This window comes from Bradyrhizobium sp. NBAIM01 (assembly GCF_020194115.1).
GTDB lineage: Bacteria > Pseudomonadota > Alphaproteobacteria > Rhizobiales > Xanthobacteraceae > Bradyrhizobium > Bradyrhizobium yuanmingense.
This window is the reverse complement of the sequence record NZ_JADYVU010000004.1, coordinates 123,280-141,678: the sequence shown is the minus strand read 5'-3', so window position 1 is coordinate 141,678 and position 18,399 is coordinate 123,280. Positions and strand designations below refer to the sequence as shown.

Sequence of the window (18,399 nt, the reverse complement as noted above, 5' to 3'; positions counted from 1 at the left end):
AATGATATTTCACTCGATCTAGCATGGCCGCGCGAACGGCAATAGCCCGGGTGTGGAATTAACCCCGATCCTTTCGGATCGGGGCTGATCAGCCTGCTTACTGGGCCAGCAAGGCGTTGAGCTTCTCCTGCCCGTACTCTTCATTGGTGGAATTTCCAGCCGGCGAAGTCGCGCCCCAATAATCCGGGCTCCATTCGATCGCTTTCGAGACGTTGTCCGGGTTGTTGGCCCAGTAGCGCGCGAGCTTCTTGTCGGTTGCGGCCTCGAACACGACCTGGGAGGGAAGGGCGACCGGGAAGGTCGAGGTGAGCTGCGCCGCGCGCTTGGGCTCGAGCCGCCAGGACAGCAGTTTCAGCGCGTTGTCGTAGTTCGGCGCTCCCTTGGGAATCGAGAAGAAGTCGTAGTAGATGAAGCCCTGATTGAAAGTCAGCTCGATCGGGGCGCCCTCCAGCGCGAGCTTGCTCATCGAACCGGTGTAGGCCATGCACATGTCGGCCTCGCCGTCGAGCAGGAGCTGCGGCGGCTGTGCGGATGTCGTCCACCATTTGGCAATGTGTGGCTTGATCTCCTTGACCTTCTTCAGCGCCCGCTCCATGTCGATCGGGTAGAGCTTGCTCTTCTCTACGCCGTCGGCCATCAGCGCCGCCTCGAAGACGAAACGCGGCCAGGCGGGCATGCAGCGCCGGCCAGGGAATTTCTTCACGTCCCAGAAGTCGGCCCAGCTGGTCGGCACGTTCTCGCCCTTGTACTTGTCCTTGTTGTAGACGAGGCCGACGCCGATCACCTGCAGCGCCACGCCCTTCTTGCGCTTCAGATTGTCCGGCATGGCCGCCAGCGTCTGCTTGGCCGCGTCGGACAGCTTGGAATAGTCGATGTCGGCGAGACAACAGTCGCCGAGCAGCTTGGTCTCCTGGTCGAAGATGAACGTCAGGTCCCATTGAGCCTTGCCGGCCTCGGCCTGAGCCTTGATGCGTGGGCCGCTACGCGCCTCCTGGACGGTGACCACCTTGATGCCGGTCGCCTTCTCGAACGGATCGTACATGACCTTGCGCAATGCATCGCCATATCCGCCGCCCGGGTCCTGCATGATCACGACGTTGCTCTGAGCCTGAGCCGGGCCCGTCCCCATCGCGATGCACAGGGCCGAGGCCAATACGGAAACCGACAGTCGCCAGCGTTTCATTCCCAGCATTTTCTCTTTCCTCCAGTTGAAATTGATCTGTGTCACGTTGCCTTCCGCGACGTGGCGAGAACGGGCCGTGCAAGGACGAGCCCTGCGACCACCAGCAGCACCTCCAGCGTCGAGACCACGGCCAGCACCGGATTGAGCCGGTAATTGATGTCGCCCCACAGCATGAGCGGGAGCGTCTTCAGCTCCGCGCTCGACAGGAACAGCGTCAGCACCAACTCGTCGAACGAGTGCAGGAAGGCGAAGAATGTCGCTGCAGCGAGGCCCGGCATGATGGCCGGCAGCGTCACCAGGCGGAACACCGTCAGGGACGATGCGCCATGGACGGCAGCCGCCTGTTCGAGCCTTGTATCGACGCCTTGAAGCGATGCGGACAGGATCACCACGACGAGGGGAAGGCCGCCGATCGCATGCGCCGCGGCAAGGCCGAAGACGGAGCCGACCAGGTCGAAACGCAGGAACAGGCTGTAGAGCGACAGGCCGAGCACGACCGGAGGCACGATGATCGGACTTACGAGCAGCAGCATGATGGTGGACTTGCCGCGAATGCTGCTCCTGACGATGCCGAGGGCGGCCGACGCGCCCAGCACGATCGCGATTCCGGCCGACATCGCCGCGACGACCAAGGATGTCCAGAACGCCCGCATCCAGTTCGAATCGGAGAAGAACTGCTCATACCAGCGAAATGAGAAGCCCGGCGGCGGGAAGGTCAGATAGCTTGCGCTGCTGAAGGAAATGATCATCACCACGATGATCGGCAGGATGAGAACGGTAATGACCAGTCCGCCCATGAGGCGAACCGTCCAGGTCCCGAAGCTCGCCGGCAGTCGTCCGAAAAGTCTCAGAAGCGGCCAGCCTATCAAGTCGGCAGCTAAGGCGCCGAAACTACGGCGACCGTCATCGGCGGCGTAGCGGTTAGTCGTCGTCGGTGCGGCCTCGGTCAGCTTGCGGCCGCCCCAAATGAACTCGAAGCCGAGGAAGCGTCCGGCCACCGCGACCACCGCCAGCGTGATCGTCAGCAGCACCACGCCCAAGGCCTGCAGGAATCCCTCCGATGTGACCGAGTCCGCCTGCTGCGTGATATGCATGGCAAACATCTGGTCGCCGGGTCCCCCGAGCAGCGTGGGCGTAATGAAGAACCCGATCGCTGCGACGAAGACCAGCAGGAAGCCGGCGCCCATCCCGGGTAGGGTCAGCGGCAGCAACACGCGCCAGAACGCCGCAATGGGCCCGGCGCCGCTGGCCAGCGCCGCGCGCGTCAGGCTTTGATCGAGGCGCGCCACGCTGGAATAGATCGTCAGCACCATCAGCGGCAGAAGCACCGCGGTCATGCCGAGAAGTACCGTGCCGCGATTGAAGAGGAGCTGCACCGGCTCGCTCAATATTCCGACCGAAACCAGCAGCTTGTTGACCGGCCCGTTGCGGCCGAGCAGGACCATCCAGGCGTAGGTTCGGATCAGGATGGCGATGAAATAGGGCAGCACGATCGCGGTCGCGATCAGGGCCTGGGTCATGCCGCGGCTGCGGTGAATGAGCAGCGCCGTCGGATATCCGAACAGCAGGCACAGTCCGGCGACGGTGACCGAGATCTGCATCGTGCGGACGAGCGAATCCCAATAGAGCGGTATGGCGAATACCCGCTCGAAATAGGTCGACCACGACGGCCCGCTCACGCTGATGCGGATGAGATCGATCAGCGGGAGCAGATAGATGAAGGCCAGAAACGCGAGCGCGGGCAGGAGCAGCAGCGCCGGATCCTTCAACCTCCTGACGAGATCGAGATCCGCAGGACGGCCTGCCTGGGCGCCGATCGATGCCGCGGTCATGCAAGCACCCAGCAGTCCGCGGCGCCCCAGCTCACGTGCAGACGATCGCCGACGGCCGGCAGCGGCCGGTCGGCCATGTCGGTGCAGCGGATCAGGAGCGGATCTCCGCCCTCCATTTGCGCCTCGATCCGCAGGATCTCGCCGAGGAAGATCGCAGACGTGACGCTGACGGGCGTGGAATTCGCAGCCGGCTCGTTCGACACGGCGATGCGTTCCGGACGCACGAGCACAGTTGCGCGTCCGACGTCGATCGTGTCCCGGCTTTCGGCGCTGAACACGTATCCTGCACGGTTCTTCATCGTCAGTGTCGATCCGCGCTTCTGCAGGATCTCGGCCTCGATCAGATTGCTCTCGCCGACGAACGAGGCGACGAAGCGATCTGTCGGATGCCGGTAGATGTCCAGGGGGCGGCCGATTTGAACGATCTTGCCGGCGTTGAGTACCGCGATGCGGTCGCTCATCGTCAGGGCTTCGCCCTGGTCATGGGTGACGAACAGGATCGTGCTGCCGATGGTCTGGTGAAGGTCGCGGATCTCGATCTGGATCTGTTCGCGCAACCGCCGGTCAAGGGCGCTGAGGGGCTCGTCCATCAGCACGACCTTGGGCTTCCTGACGATGGCGCGGGCAATCGCGACGCGCTGCTGCTGTCCACCCGACATTTGCGAGGGAGACTTCGTCGCATGCTCCGTCAGCCGCATGATCTCCAGCGTTTCGGCGACGCGGCGCTCCGCGGTCGCCCGGTCAACCCCCGCCATCCGAAGCGGAAACGCGACGTTCTGGCTGACCGTCATGTTCGGAAACAGCGCGTAGCTCTGGAACACCATGCCGAAGCCGCGCTTGTGCGTGGGTACGTTGTGGACCGGCTTGCCGTCGACGAGGATCTCGCCGCTGTCGAGGCTCTGGAATCCGGCGACAAGGTTGAGCAGCGTTGTTTTTCCGCTGCCGGATGGGCCAAGAAGCGTGATGAACTCGCCGGGCTCGATGTCGATGCTGATCCGGTCGACCGCATGAAAGTTGCCGTAAGCTTTCACCGCTTCACGGACGGCAATGCTCGATCCGAACGCGTCGCGGTCCCGGAGGCGGCCGGTCGGCAATGTCCGAACGTTCGCATTGCCAGAGCGCATCACACGCTGAGCCGAAGGCTCGCCCATTCTATCCTCCCAGTGTGTTCTATAGTGTAGAACGTTATTCCAATTATTGTTGGAGCAGCGCGTCGTCTTGTCAAGTCGCGCCGCCTGGTCGCGGCGCGAAGGTGCGCTGCTGCGGCCGGCTGCGCGCGAGAGTCCTGGAAATCAAGGCTCCGCCGGCGAAGCCAGATTGACAGCATCGTCCAAACCCGCCTAACATAATTTAGAATTGCATTCTACAATATAGAACAAGGCTGGGGAGGATGATGGTGTTGAGCGAGCCTCGCGTCATGGCGAAGCACATCGAGCCGGGCATGCGCGTCGCGCTGCCCGTCGACTACGCCGGCGTCTCCATGGCCATGACGCGTCCAATGATCGAGCACGGCGCGGGCGATCTCGATCTGGTCTGCGTGCCAACCGGCGGATTACAGCTCGACCAGCTTGTCGGCGCAGGTCTGGTCCGGACGGTGGAGACCAGTGCGGCCTCGCTGGGCGAAGCAGGTGGAGCGCCCCGGTTCAACGCGGCGGTCAAGGAAGGCGCGGTTCGACTGAAGGACGCGACCTGTCCTGCCATCCATGCGGGCCTGATGGCGGCGCAGAAGGGCAGCCCCTTCATGCCCCTTCGCGGGCTGATCGGAACGGATCTGCTGCGCCACCGCGACGATTGGCGTGTCGTCGACAATCCGCTGGCGGATGGAGGCGATCCGATCGTGCTGATTCCCGCCATCAAGCCCGACGTCACGATCTTCCATGTGCCGATGGCTGATCGCTTCGGCAATGTCTGGATCGGGCGACGCCGCGAGCTTGCCGCAATGGCCTACGCTTCGCAGACAGTTCTCGTCACGGTGGAGCGCATCGTCGAGGAAAATCTGCTCGCCGACGAGATGAGCGCGGCCGGCGTGCTGCCGGCACTCTACGTCACGGCAGTCGCGCGCGCACCGAAGGGCGCATGGCCATACGGTTTATGGGGCGAGTATCCCGCCGATAGCGCGGAGATCGCGCGTTATGCGAAGGCCGCGCGAACGGCCGATGGCTTCTCGGCCTATATGGCGCAGGCGCAGATGGAGCCCGCGTGATGTCGGACGTTCTCCCTCGCGAAGTGCTGATTTGCACGATCGCGCGGTTGCTCGATGGCGTCAGGCATGTTGCCGTAGGCGCCTCCTCTCCGATTCCTGCCGCTGGCGCGATGCTGCTGCGTGCAATGAAGGAGGCGCGTGGCGCCGTTGGTCCACGCCTCTCCATCCTCGGTTCTGTCGAGCATAATTTCTTCACCAACGGTTCGGCGGAGCTGTTCGATTGTGCAGGTCAGGGCCGGATCGACGCGTTCTTCCTCGGCGGCGGCCAGATCGACGGCCTTGGCAACGTGAACCTCGTCGGCACCGGTGACTATCCGCGCTCCAGCGTGCGCTGGCCCGGCTCGTTCGGGTCGGCCTATCTCTATTTCGTCGTGCCGCGGGTCATCCTGTTCCGCGAGGAGCATACGCCGCGCGTCTTCGTCGAGAAGGTCGACTTCATCAGTGCCCCCGGCGTCAGTCCCGAGGGAGTCTTCCGGAGCGGCGGCCCCGTGGCTCTCTTGACCGGCAAGGGACTCTTTCGATTCGACAAGACGCGGCCGGGGTTCGAGCTGGAGAGTGTTCACCCCGGGCACGATCTTGCGGAGATCAAGCAAGCGACCGGCTTTCGATTCGAGCATGAAGCCGAGCCGCGGCAGACCGCGCTGCCCGATCGATCGACACTCGATCTGCTCCGCGGCCGCGTGTTCGACGAACTCGCCGAGACCTATCCCGAATTCGCCGCGCAGATGCGGGGCGAACTTGGAGCGGTGGACGCATGAGCAGGATCAAACGGATCCCGCATTGCAGCCATTGGGGTGCGTACACGATCCTCGTCGAGGATAATCGCATCGTTGGCATCGAGCCGTTCCAGCACGATCCGGCGCCGTCCCCGATCATCCATTCTATTGCCGAATGGGCAAATCCCGAGCGGCGCGTGCTGCGGCCGATGGTCCGTTCCGGCTGGCTGGACAAGCGCGAAAACAGCGATCGCCGCGGGCGTGGCCGAGAGAAGTTCGTTCCTGTCAGCTGGGACGAGGCGACGACGCTGGTTGCCGACGAAGTGCGCCGCGTCGCCGACGCGTTCGGGAACGCATCGATCTTTGCGGGCTCCTATGGTTGGACGAATTCGGGGCGCCTGCATCATGCCTCTTCGCTTCTCAGGCGCATGCTCAATCTGGTCGGCGGCTTCACCCGGCACGTCGATACCTATTCCATCGCGGCGGGTCCGGTGATCCTGCGCCACACGCTGGGCAACGACGACGCGTGTGGCGGCCGCGCCAATACGCTCGACACGATCGCGCAGCACACCGAGACACTGGTGGTGTTCGGCGCTCTGTCGCCACGAACCGCGCAAAACGAGGCCGGAGGAATTGGCAGCCACCGCCTCGAGACTTATCTCAGGAAAATCGTCGAGCGTGGCGTCAAGGTCATCCACGTCTCGCCGCTGAAGGACGATCTGCCGGACTGGGTCGATGCCGAATGGTGGCCGATCCGGCCGAACGCCGACACTGCGCTGATGCTCGGCCTCGCCGGCGAGATCGTGAAGGCCGGCCGGCACGACACGGATTTCCTTGCGCGCTGCACCAGCGGCGCGGATCGACTTCTTCGCTATCTCGAAGGCAAGGCGGATGGCGGACGAAAGGACGCCTTGTGGGCCGCCGGCATCTGCGGGCTCGGTGCAGGCCAGATTGCCGAGCTCGCAAGGCGCCTGGTCGACACGCGGAGCATGTTGACGGTGAGCTGGAGTCTGCAGCGTGCCCATCACGGCGAACAGCCGTTCTGGGCGGCGCTCGGACTGGCCTCGATAATCGGCCAGATCGGGCTGCCGGGCGGCGGTGTCGGCTACGGCTATGCTTCGCTGGGAGGTGTCGGGGCCCCGCTCAATCTCGGCAAGTCTCCAGCCATTTCACAGCTGAAGAGGCCGATCGACAGCTTCATCCCGGTGGCGCGCATCAGCGACATGCTGCTCAATCCCGGTCGGCCATTCAGCTATCAAGGCGAGATCCGCTCCTATCCGGATACGAGGCTGGTCTATTGGGCGGGCGGCAATCCTTACCACCATCATCAGGATCTCAACCGCCTGTCGGAAGCCTGGACGAGGCCCGAAACGATCATCGTGCAGGACCCGATGTTCACCGCGACAGCCCAACGGGCCGACATCGTGCTGCCGGCAACCACGTCGATCGAGCGTAACGATCTTGCCGGCAACAGGCGCTCCGACTTCATCCTGGCCATGAAGAAGGCCATCGAGCCGCTGGGCGAAGCCCGCTCCGACTTCGATCTCTTCAACGCGATTGCAGGCAAGCTCGGTGTGGCCGAGCGCTTCAACGAAGGCCGCGACGAAATGGGTTGGGTCCGGCATCTCTACGAAGCCTGCCGGGACGACGCTTCGAAGCGCTTTGGTTTCGCCATGCCGGAGTTCGATGCGTTCTGGGAATCCGGCTATGCCCACTGCCCGGTCAAGGCAGACCACACGTTCCTGGCCGACTTCCGCAACGAGCCCGAGGAATACCCGCTCAACACCGAAAGCGGGAAGATCGTACTCGGCAGCGAGACGCTTGCCAGGCTCGACTATCCCGACTGCCGCTCGCATCCTGCCTGGATCGAGCCCGCCGAATGGCTCGGCACTGCAGAAGCTGGCCAAATGCACCTCATCTCGCATCAGCCGGCTGGTCGTCTTCACAGCCAGCTTGAAACCGGCCCATCGAGCCGCGTCATGAAACGCAATGGCCGTGAACAGGCCCGTCTTCATCCTGACGACGCGGCTGCTCTCGGCATCGTCGACGGCCAGACGATCCGCATCTGGAACGACCGCGGGGAATGCCTTGCGACTGCTGAGGTCAGCGACGAGGTCCGCCGGTGCGTGCTTGTGCTCCCGACCGGCGCCTGGTTCACACCGACCGGCAATAGCGGCCTCGAGGTCGCCGGCAATCCGAACGTGCTCACGCTCGACATCGGCACGTCTCAATTCGGCCAGGGCTGCTCGGCCCATACCTGCCTGGTGCGGGTCGAGCCCTACGCCGCCGATCGGCGCGATGCGTTCGAGGCCTATCAGGGAACGCTCGTCGCGCTTGCGGCAGTCTAACAGGAGCTTGGAACATGTCTGCAACCGCGATCAGCCGCTTTCCCGTTCCCGATATCGCGACGCTTCCTACGGATATCCGCGCGCGGATCGAGGCCGTTCAGGAGAAGTCTGGATTCGTCCCGAACGTCTTTCTGACACTCGCGCATCGTCCGGACGAGTTCCGGGCGTTCTTTGCCTATCACGACGCTCTTATGGACAAGCCCGGGCCGATCACCAAGGCCGAGCGCGAGATGATCGTCGTCGCGACCAGCAGCGCCAATCAATGCCAGTACTGCGTGGTCGCGCACGGCGCCATCCTGCGCGTGCGGGCGAAGAATCCGCTGATTGCGGACCAGGTCGCCGTCAACTACCGCAAGGCCGATATCACCGCGCGGCAAAGGGCGATGCTCGATTTCGCGATGAAGGTCTCCGCACGCGCCTATGAGGTGGACGATTCCGACCTCGTGGATCTCAAGGGACATGGATTCACCGAGGACGACGCCTGGGACATCGCAGCCATCGCTGCATTCTTCGGCATGTCGAACCGCCTGGCCAACGTCACCAGCATGCGTCCGAACGACGAGTTCTTCGCGATGGGACGCTAAACGCCGCGAACGAGAGCTGCAATGGTATCGCTGGTCATCGACAGGCGCTTCCGGGGCCCACCCAACTCCGGCAACGGCGGTTATGTATGCGGATGTCTCGCAAGGCACGTCAGTGGAGACGCCGAAGTGACGTTGCGCGCCCCGCCGCCGCTGGAGCGGTCGCTCGACGTGTTGACGGGGGCCGACGGCGGGATCGAGTTGCGCGAGAACGGCAAGCTGCTCGCGACGGCGCGTGCAACAGACATCGATGTGCCGGACGTTCCCAGGGTAAGCTACGAGGCGGCCGAAGAGGCGGCCGGCCGAACGCCCTACGAAGAGCAGACTCATAACCTTCCGACTTGTTTTGTCTGTGGCCCCGCGCGTGGTCACGGCGATGGTCTTCGCATCTTCGCAGGCCCGCTGCAGGCGGGCGCTGTCCCGGGCAAGCCCGTCGTGTTCGCGGCCTCCTGGGTACCTCATGGGAGCCTGTCCGGTGCGGACGGCCATGTCGCGCCCGAATTCGTCTGGGCCGCTCTCGATTGCCCGACCGGCTATTGCACCGTTGGCGCCCGTCACCTGGGATTGAAGGGCGACGAAACGGCGCTGCTCGGACGCATGGCCGCTCGGATCGAACGCCGGCCGCGTCCCGGAGATCGATGTGCGGTGGTGGCGTGGCCGACCGGGCGGGAAGGCCGCAAGTTGTTTGCCGAGAGTGCTTTGCTCGATGCCGAGCAGGAGGTGCTGGCGACCGCGCGAGCCACCTGGCTGTTGGTCGACCGTCAGGTCCAGCTCGGAGCAAGTGCATGAACCAGGGTGGAAGCAAGGTATGACCGGCCGCGAAGCAGAGCTCGAACTTCGTCAATCCATCATCGACGCGTGCCGCGAGATGGCGGCGCAAGGCATCAACCAGGGAACGTCCGGAAACATCAGCGTTCGAGCCGACGACGGCATCCTGCTGACGCCGTCCGGTCTTCCCTACGACCGCATGAAGCCCGAAGACATCGTGGCCATGAAGTGGGACGGCTCATGGACTGCATCGGCCGGCAATGTTCCGTCGACCGAATGGCGTTTTCACCTCGACATCCTAAAGTCGAAGCCGGAGGTTGGCGCCGTCGTTCACGCCCATCCGGTCTTTTGCACCATCATCGCAATCATGAATCGCTCGATCCCTGCGATTCACTACATGATTGCCGCGGCCGGCGGCAACGACATCCCCTGCGCGCCCTACGCGCAATATGGTACGGCCGAACTGTCGCAGGCGGCCCTGAACGCGCTTCGCTATCGCCGCGCCTGCCTCCTCGCACATCACGGGCTGATCGCCATCGGTCCCAATTTGCGCAAAGCCTTGTGGCTCGCGGTGGAGGTCGAGGTGCTCGCCAAGCAGTATCACGGCTGTCTTCAACTTGGCTCTCCTCCGCTGCTACCGGACGAGGAGATCGACAGCATCCTGAAGCGATGGGGGCATTACGGCCTGCGCGATAACGAAGGCGCTCCCAAGATTACCCAGCTGTCGAGCTAGATCACGATCAAACCACTGTCCTGCGAGAAATCATGGCTCATTCTCACGACGTCAGCGTCTGCGGTACTTATATTCTGGACATTCTGGGGGTCCCGGTGACCGAGATTCCGCCCGGTGGCGGCCGCCTGCTGATCGAAGAAATCCGGCTGGCGGTCGCAGGCACCGCCGGCGGAACGGTCGTCCCTTGCGCGCGGCTCGGTCTGAAGGCGCTCGCGGTTGGTGCCGTCGGCTCCGACGAGAAGGCTGATTGGATGCTGAACGCGCTGGATCGCGAAGGCATCGATATCTCTCTGATGGAGCGAATGACCGGCGCTCCAACCTCTGCAACGATCTTGCCGATCCGGCCCGACGGCTCGCGTCCGGTCATGCATGCGAGGGGCGCCTCAGCCCGATGGCGGATCGCGCCCGAAACGCAAGTAGCCGCATGCCGGAGCAAAATTCTCCATCTCGGCGGGGTCGGCTCTCTACTTGCGATGGATGGAGCGCCTTCCGTCGCATTGCTGCAGGACGCGAAAGCCGCTGGTTGCACGACGACGCTCGATCTCATCCAGGCGCGGCGTGAGACGCTGGCGCTGGTCGAGCCTCTGCTGCCTTACGTTGACTTCTTCATGCCGAGTATCGACGAGACCAGTGCCATGGTCGGAACCGACGATCCCGCCGCATGCGCGCGGTTCTTCATCGACAAGGGGGCGGGGGCCTGCGCCATCTCTCTTGGTGCCGATGGTTCCTTCGTGATGACCCGCGACGGACGCCAGTTCACGGTGCCGGCGTTCGACGTTGCCGTTCGCGATACGTCGGGATGCGGCGATTCCTATACGGGAGGCTTCATCGCGGGGCTGGCTCGCGACTGGGACCTGCTCGATTGCGCCAAGCTTGCGACCGCGACGGCCGCGATCGTCGCGACGGGGCTGGGTTCGGGCGCCAATCTCGTATCGTTCGAGGAAACCGTGAAGGCCATGAACACCTTGCCAGTCCGCAAGCCGGCTCGCGCCTGATCTTTTCAACGCCGGTAAAGAACCAACATTCATTGGAAATAACAGGGGAGAACGCAACATGGCCCGACATGCGATCGTGACGGGAGCAAGCCGCGGCATTGGCCGTGCAATAGCCATTGGGCTTGCAAGGCGAGGCTACGATCTCGCGCTGACCGACATCGCGGCCCAGGAGAAGGTTCTGCTCGAGACCGTCGCCGAGGTCGGCAAGCTTGGCGGCCGCTGCATCCCGGTGCTGGGCGACGTCAGCGATATCGGCGATTGCAGGCGTGCGGTGGCTGAAGCCGTCCAGGGTCTCGGGCACGTCGATGTCCTCGTCAACAATGCGGGCATCCTCAGGCTGGCCACCATCGACGAGCTGACGACGGATACATGGGATCAGACCTTCGCCGTCAACACGCGCGGCGTCTTCCAGATGACCCAGGCCGTGGTGCCACATATGAAGGAGCGCAAATACGGGCGGATCGTCAACATCGCCTCGCTCGCCGCTCGAACGGGCGGTCCGGGACAGTCCCACTATGCTGCATCGAAGTCGGCGGTGGTCGGCTTCACCCGGGTGTCGTCCATGGAGTTCGGCGGCTACGGCATCACGGTCAATGCCGTATGCCCGGGCATCATCGTGACTGAGATGGGGATGAACAATCTCCGCGATCCCGAGCGTGTCGCCTATTTCGAGAAGGTCACGGACTTGCACCGGCTCGGGCAGCCGGAGGACGTCGTCGGGCCCGTTGCGTTCTTCGCGTCTGACGATTCTGCGTTTGTGACCGGCCAAGCCCTCAACGTCGACGGAGGCATCTTCTACAGCTAGCAACGGGGTCGATCCGCTCTAGCTAACCTATTGCGGCTCGATGCCGGCTGCCTTGATGATCCTTCCCCATTTGCCGATCTCAGCCTTGAGAAAGGCTTCAAGGGCTTCCGGCGTCGCGCGTTCGGGTTCAACCGGGGACATGCTGAGCTCACCAAACCGATTGATCAGGGCGGCATCCTTCAGCGCGGTCTGCAGCGCGCCGACGAGTTGGTCAACTACGGGCTTCGGCGTGCCGCGCGGGGCGTAGAGGCCATACCAGGTCGTCACGTCGAACGCGGGAAGGCCGGCCTCGGCCGAGGTCGGCACGTTCGGCAGCGTTGCAACCCGCTTCTTGCTCGTGATCGCGTAGCCCTTGATCGTGTTCGACTGAATATAAGGCGTCGGCCCGGTTGCAGGGTCGCAATAAACGTCGATGTGGCCGGCGATGACGTCGTTCAGCGCCGGGCCGCCGCCCTTGTAGTAGATCGGGGTAAGCTTGGTATCGGTGGTGCTCATGAACATCAAACCGCAGAGCTGTGAGGCCGAGCCGAGACCGACATTGCCGAAGGTGATCTTGTCGCCGGCATTGCGGATCCGCGCGATGAGCTCGTTGAGATCCTTGGCAGGAAAGTTCGGCCGCGCCACGAGGATCATCGGGACGTCGGTGACGAGCCCGATCGGGGCGAAATCGCCGACCGGATCGAACGGCAGCTTGGCGTAGAGGGCCGGTGCTGTGGCCTGGCCGACATGCATCAGCAGCAGCGTGTAGCCGTCGGCGGCCGCCTTGGCCACACGGTTGGTGCCGAGCGTGCCGCCAGCGCCGACGACGTTTTCGATCACGATCGACTGTTTCAGCGTCGCACTCATCGCGCCGCCGAGGATGCGTGCGATCACGTCGCCGGGACCGCCAGCTGAGAACGGCACGATCATCGTGACCGGGCGGGTGGGGTAGTCTTCCGCAATGGCTGCGCGGCAGGGATAGAGCAGGACAAACAGGATCAGCGATCGTACGAGATACGTCATCGAACACTCCCTGGCGGCAATGTTTTAGTCGTCGGAAGGCGCCGCCTCCTTGGCTGCCGACGATTTTTCGATCATGTCGAGCGCGGCCACCGCAGCCGCATTGATGTGGTCGACGCAGCAGCGCTCGGCGAGGTCCGCATCGCCGTTCTGGATCGCGCGCCAGATCGCGGTAACCTCGCGCAAACTCTTGTTGATCCGCTTCGGCTGCGACATCGAGGTGATCCGCAACAGCTGGATTCGGTCATGCAGCGGCTTGAGCATGCGCTCGATGAACGCGTTGCGGCAGCCACCGATCAGAGCGGCGTAAAAGTCGGTCTTGGCTTCCAGGCATCCGACGAGGTCCTGCTTGGCTGCGGCTGCCTTCAGCCGGGTCAGGGCTTCCCCGATCCGGCGAGCCACTTCCGGGTCGTGAAGCCTGGCGCATTCACGGCCGGCGAAGCCTTCGAGCACCGCGCGGGCGGCGTAGAGCTGCCGGGCCTCCTCCAGGCTGATCGTGGAGACCACGGGGCCGCGGTGAGGGACCGTATTGACCAGCCCGTCGGCCTCGAGGGCGCGTAGCGCTTCCCGGATCGAGGGGCGGCTGACGCCCATCATCTCGCAGAGCTCGCGCTCGACCAGGCGCTGGCCCGGTTTCAGCGTGCCGGACATGATCGCCTCGCGCAGCTTTTGCGCCACCATCGCCCGGACGGTCGGTACGTCATCGATGCGGAGTGTCGACTGCAATTCGCGGCGTCTTTCCATGTCCGGGCCTTGGTTGGAATGATTCAATACCGGTTTACAGGCAGAATCATCATTTCGGCAATTTGAACGTGGGCGGGCTGATCCAGGGCGAACACGATCGAGCGGGCGATGTCGGCCGGCTCGAGCGCCATCCTGAACTGGTCGAAATAGTCCTTTTCCTTCTGCTTGTCGCCGCGGTAGCGGGTCAGGATGATGTTGGTCCTGGTCAGGCCGGGCTGGAGCTCGGTGACCCGGATCGCGGTGTCCGCCAGCTCGCCCCGGAGGGTCTCTGTGAACATGTGCACGCCGGCCTTGCTGGTGCTGTAGGCCGCCATATCCGGGACTATACGGACGGCGTTGATGGAGCTGATGTTGACGATATGGCCGGCGTTGCGCTTGACCATGTCGGGGAGGATCGCGCGGGTGACGCGCATCAGGCCAATCAGGTTGGTCTGGATGATGTTGGACCAGTCGTCGGCGGAGCCGGCGTCGAAGCGTGTCCGGCCGCCGATGTCATGCCCGGCATTGTTGATGAGGATTTCGACCGGCTTGAAATGAGCAGGAATGGCCTCCGGCAGACTATCCACGTCCCGGGAATCGCTGACGTCGAGCTGAATCGGAAACACCTTGTCGCCGACGGTGGCCGCCAGCTGCTGAAGCGCCTCGGCGTCACGATCGACCAGCACGACGCGGCGGCCGCTGTCCAGCAGCGCCTTGGTGATGGCGCGTCCCATGCCGCCGGCAGCGCCGGTCAGGACGACGGTCTGGCCTGGTTGTTCGGTCATGTCAGCACTCCCATTCCAATGCTCTCATGCGATTGACCAGCCGCCGTCGATAGGCAGGCTGGCGCCGGTGATGTCATTTGCCGCGGTACCGCAGAGAAAGACGACCATGGCGGCGACCGCCTCCATTCTGATGAAGCGCTGCGTCGGCTGGCGCTCGCCAAGATATTCGCGGGTCACGTCATCGACGGGGCGTCCGCTATTCGCTGCCATCGTCGCGATCTTGTTCAGGATCGCCGGCGTCGGCAGCGTACCCGGGCAGAGCGCGTTGCAGGTGATTCCGCTGCGGGCGGTCTCGATGGCCACCGCGCGGGTCATGCCGAGGATTGCCGCTTTGGTCGTGACGTAGTCGATGCGATCTTCGACCGCGCGGCTCGAATAGATCGAGCCGATATTGATGATCCGGCCCCAGCCGCGCTGCTTCATCGCGGGCAGCGCAAGGCGGATCAGGTGGAACGGCGCCGACAGGTTAACAGCGAGCGCCTGGTCCCAGCGATCGGGTGGAAACTGCTCGATCGTCGAGAAATGCCTGACAACGGCGTTGTTGACAAGGATGTCGATGGCTCCGCAGCGGTCGAGCAGGCCGACCATCATGCTCTCGATGTCGTCGCGCCCGGACAGATCGGCAGCGGCGGGGATGACCTCGATGCCGAAGCGGGCGCTGAGGTCGTCCGCGGGCTGCTTCGGCGCAACGAGGTCGTGCAGGACAATGTTGCAGCCCGCGCCGGCCAGGCCTTCCGCGATGGCGAGGCCAAGGCCTGCGGTCGCGCCGGTCACGAGTGCCCATTTGCCCTTCATCGCAGCCCGCGCGCCCTTATTTCTTGTCGAGCTCGGCGAAGACTTCCTTCGCGTTGCGGAACGCGTCCACGCCGGCCGGCACGCCGCAATAGATCGCGACCTGCATGAAAACCTCGCGGATCTCCTCTTTGGTCGCGCCATTGGCGAGGGCGCCGCGGACGTGGGTCTTCAGCTCGTGCGGACGGTTGAGCGCGCAGAGCATCGCCAGATTGAGGAAGCTGCGCGTCTTTCGCGTCAACCCTTCGCGGCCCCAGACGTAACCCCAGCAATACTCGGTGGTCAGATCCTGCATCGGGCGGTTGAACTCGTCGGCTGACGCGATCGCCTTGTCGACAAACTCGCTGCCGAGCACGCTCTTGCGGATTTCGAGACCGCGGTCGTAGGTCGCCTTGTCCATTCTGTTCTCCGTTTCTCGTTCGGGCGTTCTCAGGTCTTCGGCCAGAACGGTTTGGCCAGCGCAAGCTCAGGCGGGAACACCGTCACCGGCACGCCGGATTGCCACTGCACGATGGTCATGCCGGCGCCGACGCGGCGGCCTTTCTGGTCGAACTTGATCTCGCCGAGCGGGTAATATTTCGAGGGGCCTGCATCCATGGTGCGCAGCGCTTCGCCGACGGCAACGCGGTCGGCCTTGCCGGCCTTCTCCAGCGCGTCCTTGATCACCCACATGTCGCCATAGGTGGAGATCGCATTCTGCGTCATCCACGGCTCCTTGTAGCGGGTCTTCAACTCGGCGATCAGCGTCTCGTGGCCCTTGGCGCCCCAGCTCGCAACGCAGGTCAGGACTCCCTGGAGCAGTTCCGGGCTCACGGTCTGCAGCATGTCAGGCTCGGCGATGGCGATGCCGAACGAGATGGTCGGCACCTTGCCCTGGCCGAGGCCGAACTCGTTCATTTTCTCGAGCAGCAGCTTGGCGTCGGAGATCACCGTCGGCAGGAAGAAGAGCAGGTCGGGCTTGGCCGAGCGAATCTTCTGAACCAGCGACGTCGCGTCCGCCAGCGGCGGCGTGAAGGTCTCGTCCACGATCAGCTGCAGCTGGTTCTCTGCCAAGAGGCCCTCGCGCATCGATTTCGCCGAGGCGATCGACGCGGCCGTGTTGTCGGTGAGGATCGCGACCGTCTTCGGCCGCTTGCCCGATGCCGTCTCGGCCAGCTTGATGATTTGCGGCAAGGCCTGACGGGCCTGTGAGGCTGCCGTGGCCGAGGTCTGGAACACGTATTTGAAGCCGCGATCCGTGATCAGGTCGGAATAGGAGAGGGTGAGGACGGGCAAGTTGGCGCGTTCCGTGACCTCGGTGACCGCGAGCGTGAAGGATGACAGGTAGGCGCCGCTTGCTGCGACCAGGTCGCTCTCCTGCGCCACCATACGCTGGGCGGCGTTCTTGGCCTTCTCAGTTGTGTCGCCGGAATCGAGCACCACGAGCTTCAGCTTGGCGCCGCCGAGCGCCTTGACTCCGCCTTGCGCGTTGATGTGCTCGACCGCCATCTCGGCGCCCTGCCGCATCACCGTTCCAGGACGGGCGTAGATGCCGGAGATCGGCACCAACAGGCCGACTTTCACCTCAGATGGCTGCTGGGCCCAGGCACGGGATGCGATCAGCGTGCCCGACGCGCCCGCAAGCAGTGTTCGACGGGTGATCCTGATCTTGCTCGTTGTTCTCATGACAATCCTCCTCCCTGAAAAGCGTGCGATGCTATTTCTTCGGCCAGAACGGCTGCGCCTGCGCGAGCTCGGGCGGATAGACGGTGACTGGCACGCCCGATTGCCATTGCACGATGACGACGCCGGCGCCGATCCTGCGGCCCTTCTCGTCGAACTTGAGCTGGCCGCCTGGGTAGTATTTCGACGGGCCGGCATCCAAGGTGCGGAAGGCCTGCGCGACCGAATTGCGGTCGGCCTTACCGGCCTTTTCCAAGGCTTCCTTCATCAGCCACATGTCGCCATAGGTCGAGATGACGTTCTGCGTCATCCAGGGCTCCTTGTATTTCGCCTTGAGCTCGGCGATCAGCGCCTCGTGACCTTTCGAGCCCCAATTGGCGACGATGGTCATGATGCCCTGCACTGTCTCCGGGCTCACGCTCTGCAGCATGTCCGGTTCGGCGATGGTGATGCTGAAGGACACGGTCGGGATCTTGCCCTGGCCAAGGCCGAACTCGCTGATCTTCTCGAGCCCCAGCTTGGCGTCCGACACCGCGTTCGGCATGAACAGCAGCAGATCGGGCTTGGCCGAGCGGACTTTCTGGATCAGCGGCGTCGCATCCGACAGCGGCGGGGTCCAGACTTCCTCGACGACGAGCTGGAGGCCTTCCTGCGCGAACAGTCGTTCCTTCAGCGCCTTGGCGGTAGCGACTGAGGTGGCGGTGTTGTCCATCAGCATCGCCACGGTCTTCGGCTTCTTGCCCGACGCATTCTCGGCGAGCTTCATCAGCGTCGGCAGGCCGAGCTCGGACTGGCGGCTCGCGGTCGCGGCGGTCTGGAAGATGTATTTGAAGCCGCGGTCGGTCAGAAGGTCCGAATAGGACAGCGTCAGCACCGGCAGCTCGGCACGCTCGGTCACCTCGGTGACCGCCAGCGTGAAGGACGACAGATAGGCGCCGGTGGCCGCGACGAGATCCGGCTCCTGCGCCACCATGCGTTGCGCCGCGTTCTTGGCCTTCTCGGTGGTGTCGCCGCAATCGATCACGACGAGCTTCAGCTTGGCGCCGCCGAGCGCCTTGATGCCGCCCTGCGCGTTGATGTGCTCGATACCCATCTCGGCGCCCATCTTCATCACCTGGCCGGGGCGGGTGTAGATGCCCGACAGCGGCACGATCAGCCCGACCTTGATCTCGGCCGGTGTCTGCGCGCGTGCCACGCCGGCAAGGCCCACGGCGGCGGCGCCGGACAGCACGGTCCGTCGCGAGAGTCCCTCCGATGTCTTGTTCATTTTGTTT

At 63.9% G+C, this 18,399-nt stretch carries 18 protein-coding genes; 8 read left to right on the top strand and 10 right to left on the bottom strand.

Annotation, left to right across the window (positions count from 1 at the left end):
* Nucleotides 1–97: 97 nt before the first annotated feature.
* Genes I6F31_RS15880 through I6F31_RS15870 form a run of 3 tightly spaced genes read right to left on the bottom strand, consistent with a single transcriptional unit; the run spans nucleotide 98 to nucleotide 4,166 of the window.
* On the bottom strand, nucleotides 98–1,192 hold the full coding sequence (locus I6F31_RS15880; protein ID WP_036011588.1) for an extracellular solute-binding protein: 1,095 nt from the start codon (nucleotides 1,190–1,192) through the stop codon (nucleotides 98–100).
* Between the two features lie 32 nt (nucleotides 1,193–1,224).
* Nucleotides 1,225–3,015, bottom strand: a complete 1,791-nt coding sequence (locus I6F31_RS15875) for an ABC transporter permease subunit (RefSeq protein WP_051057084.1) — start codon at nucleotides 3,013–3,015, stop codon at nucleotides 1,225–1,227.
* Nucleotides 3,012–4,166: an ABC transporter ATP-binding protein gene (locus I6F31_RS15870; protein ID WP_036011585.1), complete on the bottom strand. Its 1,155-nt coding sequence runs from the start codon at nucleotides 4,164–4,166 to the stop codon at nucleotides 3,012–3,014. The genes I6F31_RS15875 and I6F31_RS15870 overlap by 4 nt, the downstream gene beginning before the upstream one ends.
* Nucleotides 4,167–4,408: 242 nt before the next feature.
* Between I6F31_RS15870 and I6F31_RS15865 the strand changes: the two genes are divergently transcribed.
* From I6F31_RS15865 to I6F31_RS15830, 8 genes are read left to right on the top strand one after another with little or no spacing between them, the layout of a single operon-like run.
* Complete coding sequence (locus I6F31_RS15865; RefSeq protein ID WP_036026693.1) at nucleotides 4,409–5,218, top strand: CoA transferase; 810 nt, start codon at nucleotides 4,409–4,411, stop codon at nucleotides 5,216–5,218.
* Nucleotides 5,218–5,976 (top strand): CoA transferase, encoded by a 759-nt coding sequence (locus tag I6F31_RS15860; protein WP_036011580.1) that lies wholly within the window; start codon nucleotides 5,218–5,220, stop codon nucleotides 5,974–5,976. Before I6F31_RS15865 ends, I6F31_RS15860 begins: the two co-directional genes overlap by 1 nt.
* Entirely contained in the window at nucleotides 5,973–8,282 is a 2,310-nt protein-coding gene (locus I6F31_RS15855; RefSeq protein ID WP_036011578.1) for a molybdopterin-dependent oxidoreductase, read from the top strand. The genes I6F31_RS15860 and I6F31_RS15855 overlap by 4 nt, the downstream gene beginning before the upstream one ends.
* Nucleotides 8,283–8,296: 14 nt before the next feature.
* On the top strand, nucleotides 8,297–8,866 hold the full coding sequence (locus tag I6F31_RS15850) for a peroxidase-related enzyme (protein WP_225185701.1): 570 nt from the start codon (nucleotides 8,297–8,299) through the stop codon (nucleotides 8,864–8,866).
* Nucleotides 8,867–8,887: 21 nt separating this feature from the next.
* On the top strand, nucleotides 8,888–9,652 hold the full coding sequence (locus I6F31_RS15845; protein WP_036011570.1) for a hypothetical protein: 765 nt from the start codon (nucleotides 8,888–8,890) through the stop codon (nucleotides 9,650–9,652).
* A 19-nt stretch (nucleotides 9,653–9,671) separates the two neighbouring features.
* Nucleotides 9,672–10,364: an L-fuculose-phosphate aldolase gene (locus I6F31_RS15840; protein ID WP_036011567.1), complete on the top strand. Its 693-nt coding sequence runs from the start codon at nucleotides 9,672–9,674 to the stop codon at nucleotides 10,362–10,364.
* 32 nt (nucleotides 10,365–10,396) lie between these two features.
* Nucleotides 10,397–11,359: a sugar kinase gene (locus I6F31_RS15835; RefSeq protein ID WP_036011564.1), complete on the top strand. Its 963-nt coding sequence runs from the start codon at nucleotides 10,397–10,399 to the stop codon at nucleotides 11,357–11,359.
* A 58-nt stretch (nucleotides 11,360–11,417) separates the two neighbouring features.
* Nucleotides 11,418–12,164, top strand: a complete 747-nt coding sequence (locus tag I6F31_RS15830; RefSeq protein ID WP_036011561.1) for an SDR family NAD(P)-dependent oxidoreductase — start codon at nucleotides 11,418–11,420, stop codon at nucleotides 12,162–12,164.
* Between the two features lie 27 nt (nucleotides 12,165–12,191).
* Here I6F31_RS15830 and I6F31_RS15825 read toward each other — a convergent pair whose 3' ends face one another.
* The 7 genes from I6F31_RS15825 to I6F31_RS15795 are packed head-to-tail and all read right to left on the bottom strand — an operon-like array spanning nucleotide 12,192 to nucleotide 18,392.
* On the bottom strand, nucleotides 12,192–13,166 hold the full coding sequence (locus tag I6F31_RS15825) for a tripartite tricarboxylate transporter substrate-binding protein (protein WP_225185700.1): 975 nt from the start codon (nucleotides 13,164–13,166) through the stop codon (nucleotides 12,192–12,194).
* A gap of 24 nt (nucleotides 13,167–13,190) precedes the next feature.
* A complete protein-coding gene (locus I6F31_RS15820) occupies nucleotides 13,191–13,907 on the bottom strand; it encodes a GntR family transcriptional regulator (RefSeq protein ID WP_050991723.1) in 717 nt (238 codons plus the stop codon).
* A gap of 23 nt (nucleotides 13,908–13,930) precedes the next feature.
* Complete coding sequence (locus I6F31_RS15815; protein WP_225185699.1) at nucleotides 13,931–14,671, bottom strand: SDR family oxidoreductase; 741 nt, start codon at nucleotides 14,669–14,671, stop codon at nucleotides 13,931–13,933.
* A 24-nt stretch (nucleotides 14,672–14,695) separates the two neighbouring features.
* Nucleotides 14,696–15,466: an SDR family oxidoreductase gene (locus I6F31_RS15810; RefSeq protein WP_225185698.1), complete on the bottom strand. Its 771-nt coding sequence runs from the start codon at nucleotides 15,464–15,466 to the stop codon at nucleotides 14,696–14,698.
* A gap of 16 nt (nucleotides 15,467–15,482) precedes the next feature.
* Nucleotides 15,483–15,863 carry a carboxymuconolactone decarboxylase family protein gene (locus tag I6F31_RS15805; RefSeq protein ID WP_036011548.1) on the bottom strand — a complete coding sequence of 127 codons (381 nt, stop codon included), beginning with the start codon at nucleotides 15,861–15,863 and terminating at the stop codon, nucleotides 15,483–15,485.
* Between the two features lie 29 nt (nucleotides 15,864–15,892).
* The gene (locus I6F31_RS15800; protein WP_225185697.1) at nucleotides 15,893–17,128 is read right to left on the bottom strand and encodes an ABC transporter substrate-binding protein; all 1,236 of its coding nucleotides are present in this window, start codon (nucleotides 17,126–17,128) and stop codon (nucleotides 15,893–15,895) included.
* Between the two features lie 31 nt (nucleotides 17,129–17,159).
* Entirely contained in the window at nucleotides 17,160–18,392 is a 1,233-nt protein-coding gene (locus I6F31_RS15795; RefSeq protein WP_225185696.1) for an ABC transporter substrate-binding protein, read from the bottom strand.
* Nucleotides 18,393–18,399: the final 7 nt, after the last annotated feature.

Excerpts from the sequence above, each read along its gene's own strand:
- I6F31_RS15820 (WP_050991723.1), bottom strand. The coding sequence starts at position 13,907 with ATGGAAAGACGCCGCGAATTGCAGTCGACACTCCGCATCGATGACGTA.
- I6F31_RS15860 (WP_036011580.1), top strand. The coding sequence starts at position 5,218 with ATGTCGGACGTTCTCCCTCGCGAAGTGCTGATTTGCACGATCGCGCGG.
- I6F31_RS15840 (WP_036011567.1), top strand. The coding sequence starts at position 9,672 with ATGACCGGCCGCGAAGCAGAGCTCGAACTTCGTCAATCCATCATCGAC.
- I6F31_RS15795 (WP_225185696.1), bottom strand. The coding sequence starts at position 18,392 with ATGAACAAGACATCGGAGGGACTCTCGCGACGGACCGTGCTGTCCGGC.
- I6F31_RS15805 (WP_036011548.1), bottom strand. The coding sequence starts at position 15,863 with ATGGACAAGGCGACCTACGACCGCGGTCTCGAAATCCGCAAGAGCGTG.
- I6F31_RS15800 (WP_225185697.1), bottom strand. The coding sequence starts at position 17,128 with ATGAGAACAACGAGCAAGATCAGGATCACCCGTCGAACACTGCTTGCG.
- I6F31_RS15880 (WP_036011588.1), bottom strand. The coding sequence starts at position 1,192 with ATGCTGGGAATGAAACGCTGGCGACTGTCGGTTTCCGTATTGGCCTCG.
- I6F31_RS15845 (WP_036011570.1), top strand. The coding sequence starts at position 8,888 with ATGGTATCGCTGGTCATCGACAGGCGCTTCCGGGGCCCACCCAACTCC.
- I6F31_RS15865 (WP_036026693.1), top strand. The coding sequence starts at position 4,409 with ATGGTGTTGAGCGAGCCTCGCGTCATGGCGAAGCACATCGAGCCGGGC.
- I6F31_RS15810 (WP_225185698.1), bottom strand. The coding sequence starts at position 15,466 with ATGAAGGGCAAATGGGCACTCGTGACCGGCGCGACCGCAGGCCTTGGC.
- I6F31_RS15825 (WP_225185700.1), bottom strand. The coding sequence starts at position 13,166 with ATGACGTATCTCGTACGATCGCTGATCCTGTTTGTCCTGCTCTATCCC.
- I6F31_RS15850 (WP_225185701.1), top strand. The coding sequence starts at position 8,297 with ATGTCTGCAACCGCGATCAGCCGCTTTCCCGTTCCCGATATCGCGACG.
- I6F31_RS15815 (WP_225185699.1), bottom strand. The coding sequence starts at position 14,671 with ATGACCGAACAACCAGGCCAGACCGTCGTCCTGACCGGCGCTGCCGGC.
- I6F31_RS15855 (WP_036011578.1), top strand. The coding sequence starts at position 5,973 with ATGAGCAGGATCAAACGGATCCCGCATTGCAGCCATTGGGGTGCGTAC.
- I6F31_RS15870 (WP_036011585.1), bottom strand. The coding sequence starts at position 4,166 with ATGGGCGAGCCTTCGGCTCAGCGTGTGATGCGCTCTGGCAATGCGAAC.
- I6F31_RS15830 (WP_036011561.1), top strand. The coding sequence starts at position 11,418 with ATGGCCCGACATGCGATCGTGACGGGAGCAAGCCGCGGCATTGGCCGT.
- I6F31_RS15835 (WP_036011564.1), top strand. The coding sequence starts at position 10,397 with ATGGCTCATTCTCACGACGTCAGCGTCTGCGGTACTTATATTCTGGAC.
- I6F31_RS15875 (WP_051057084.1), bottom strand. The coding sequence starts at position 3,015 with ATGACCGCGGCATCGATCGGCGCCCAGGCAGGCCGTCCTGCGGATCTC.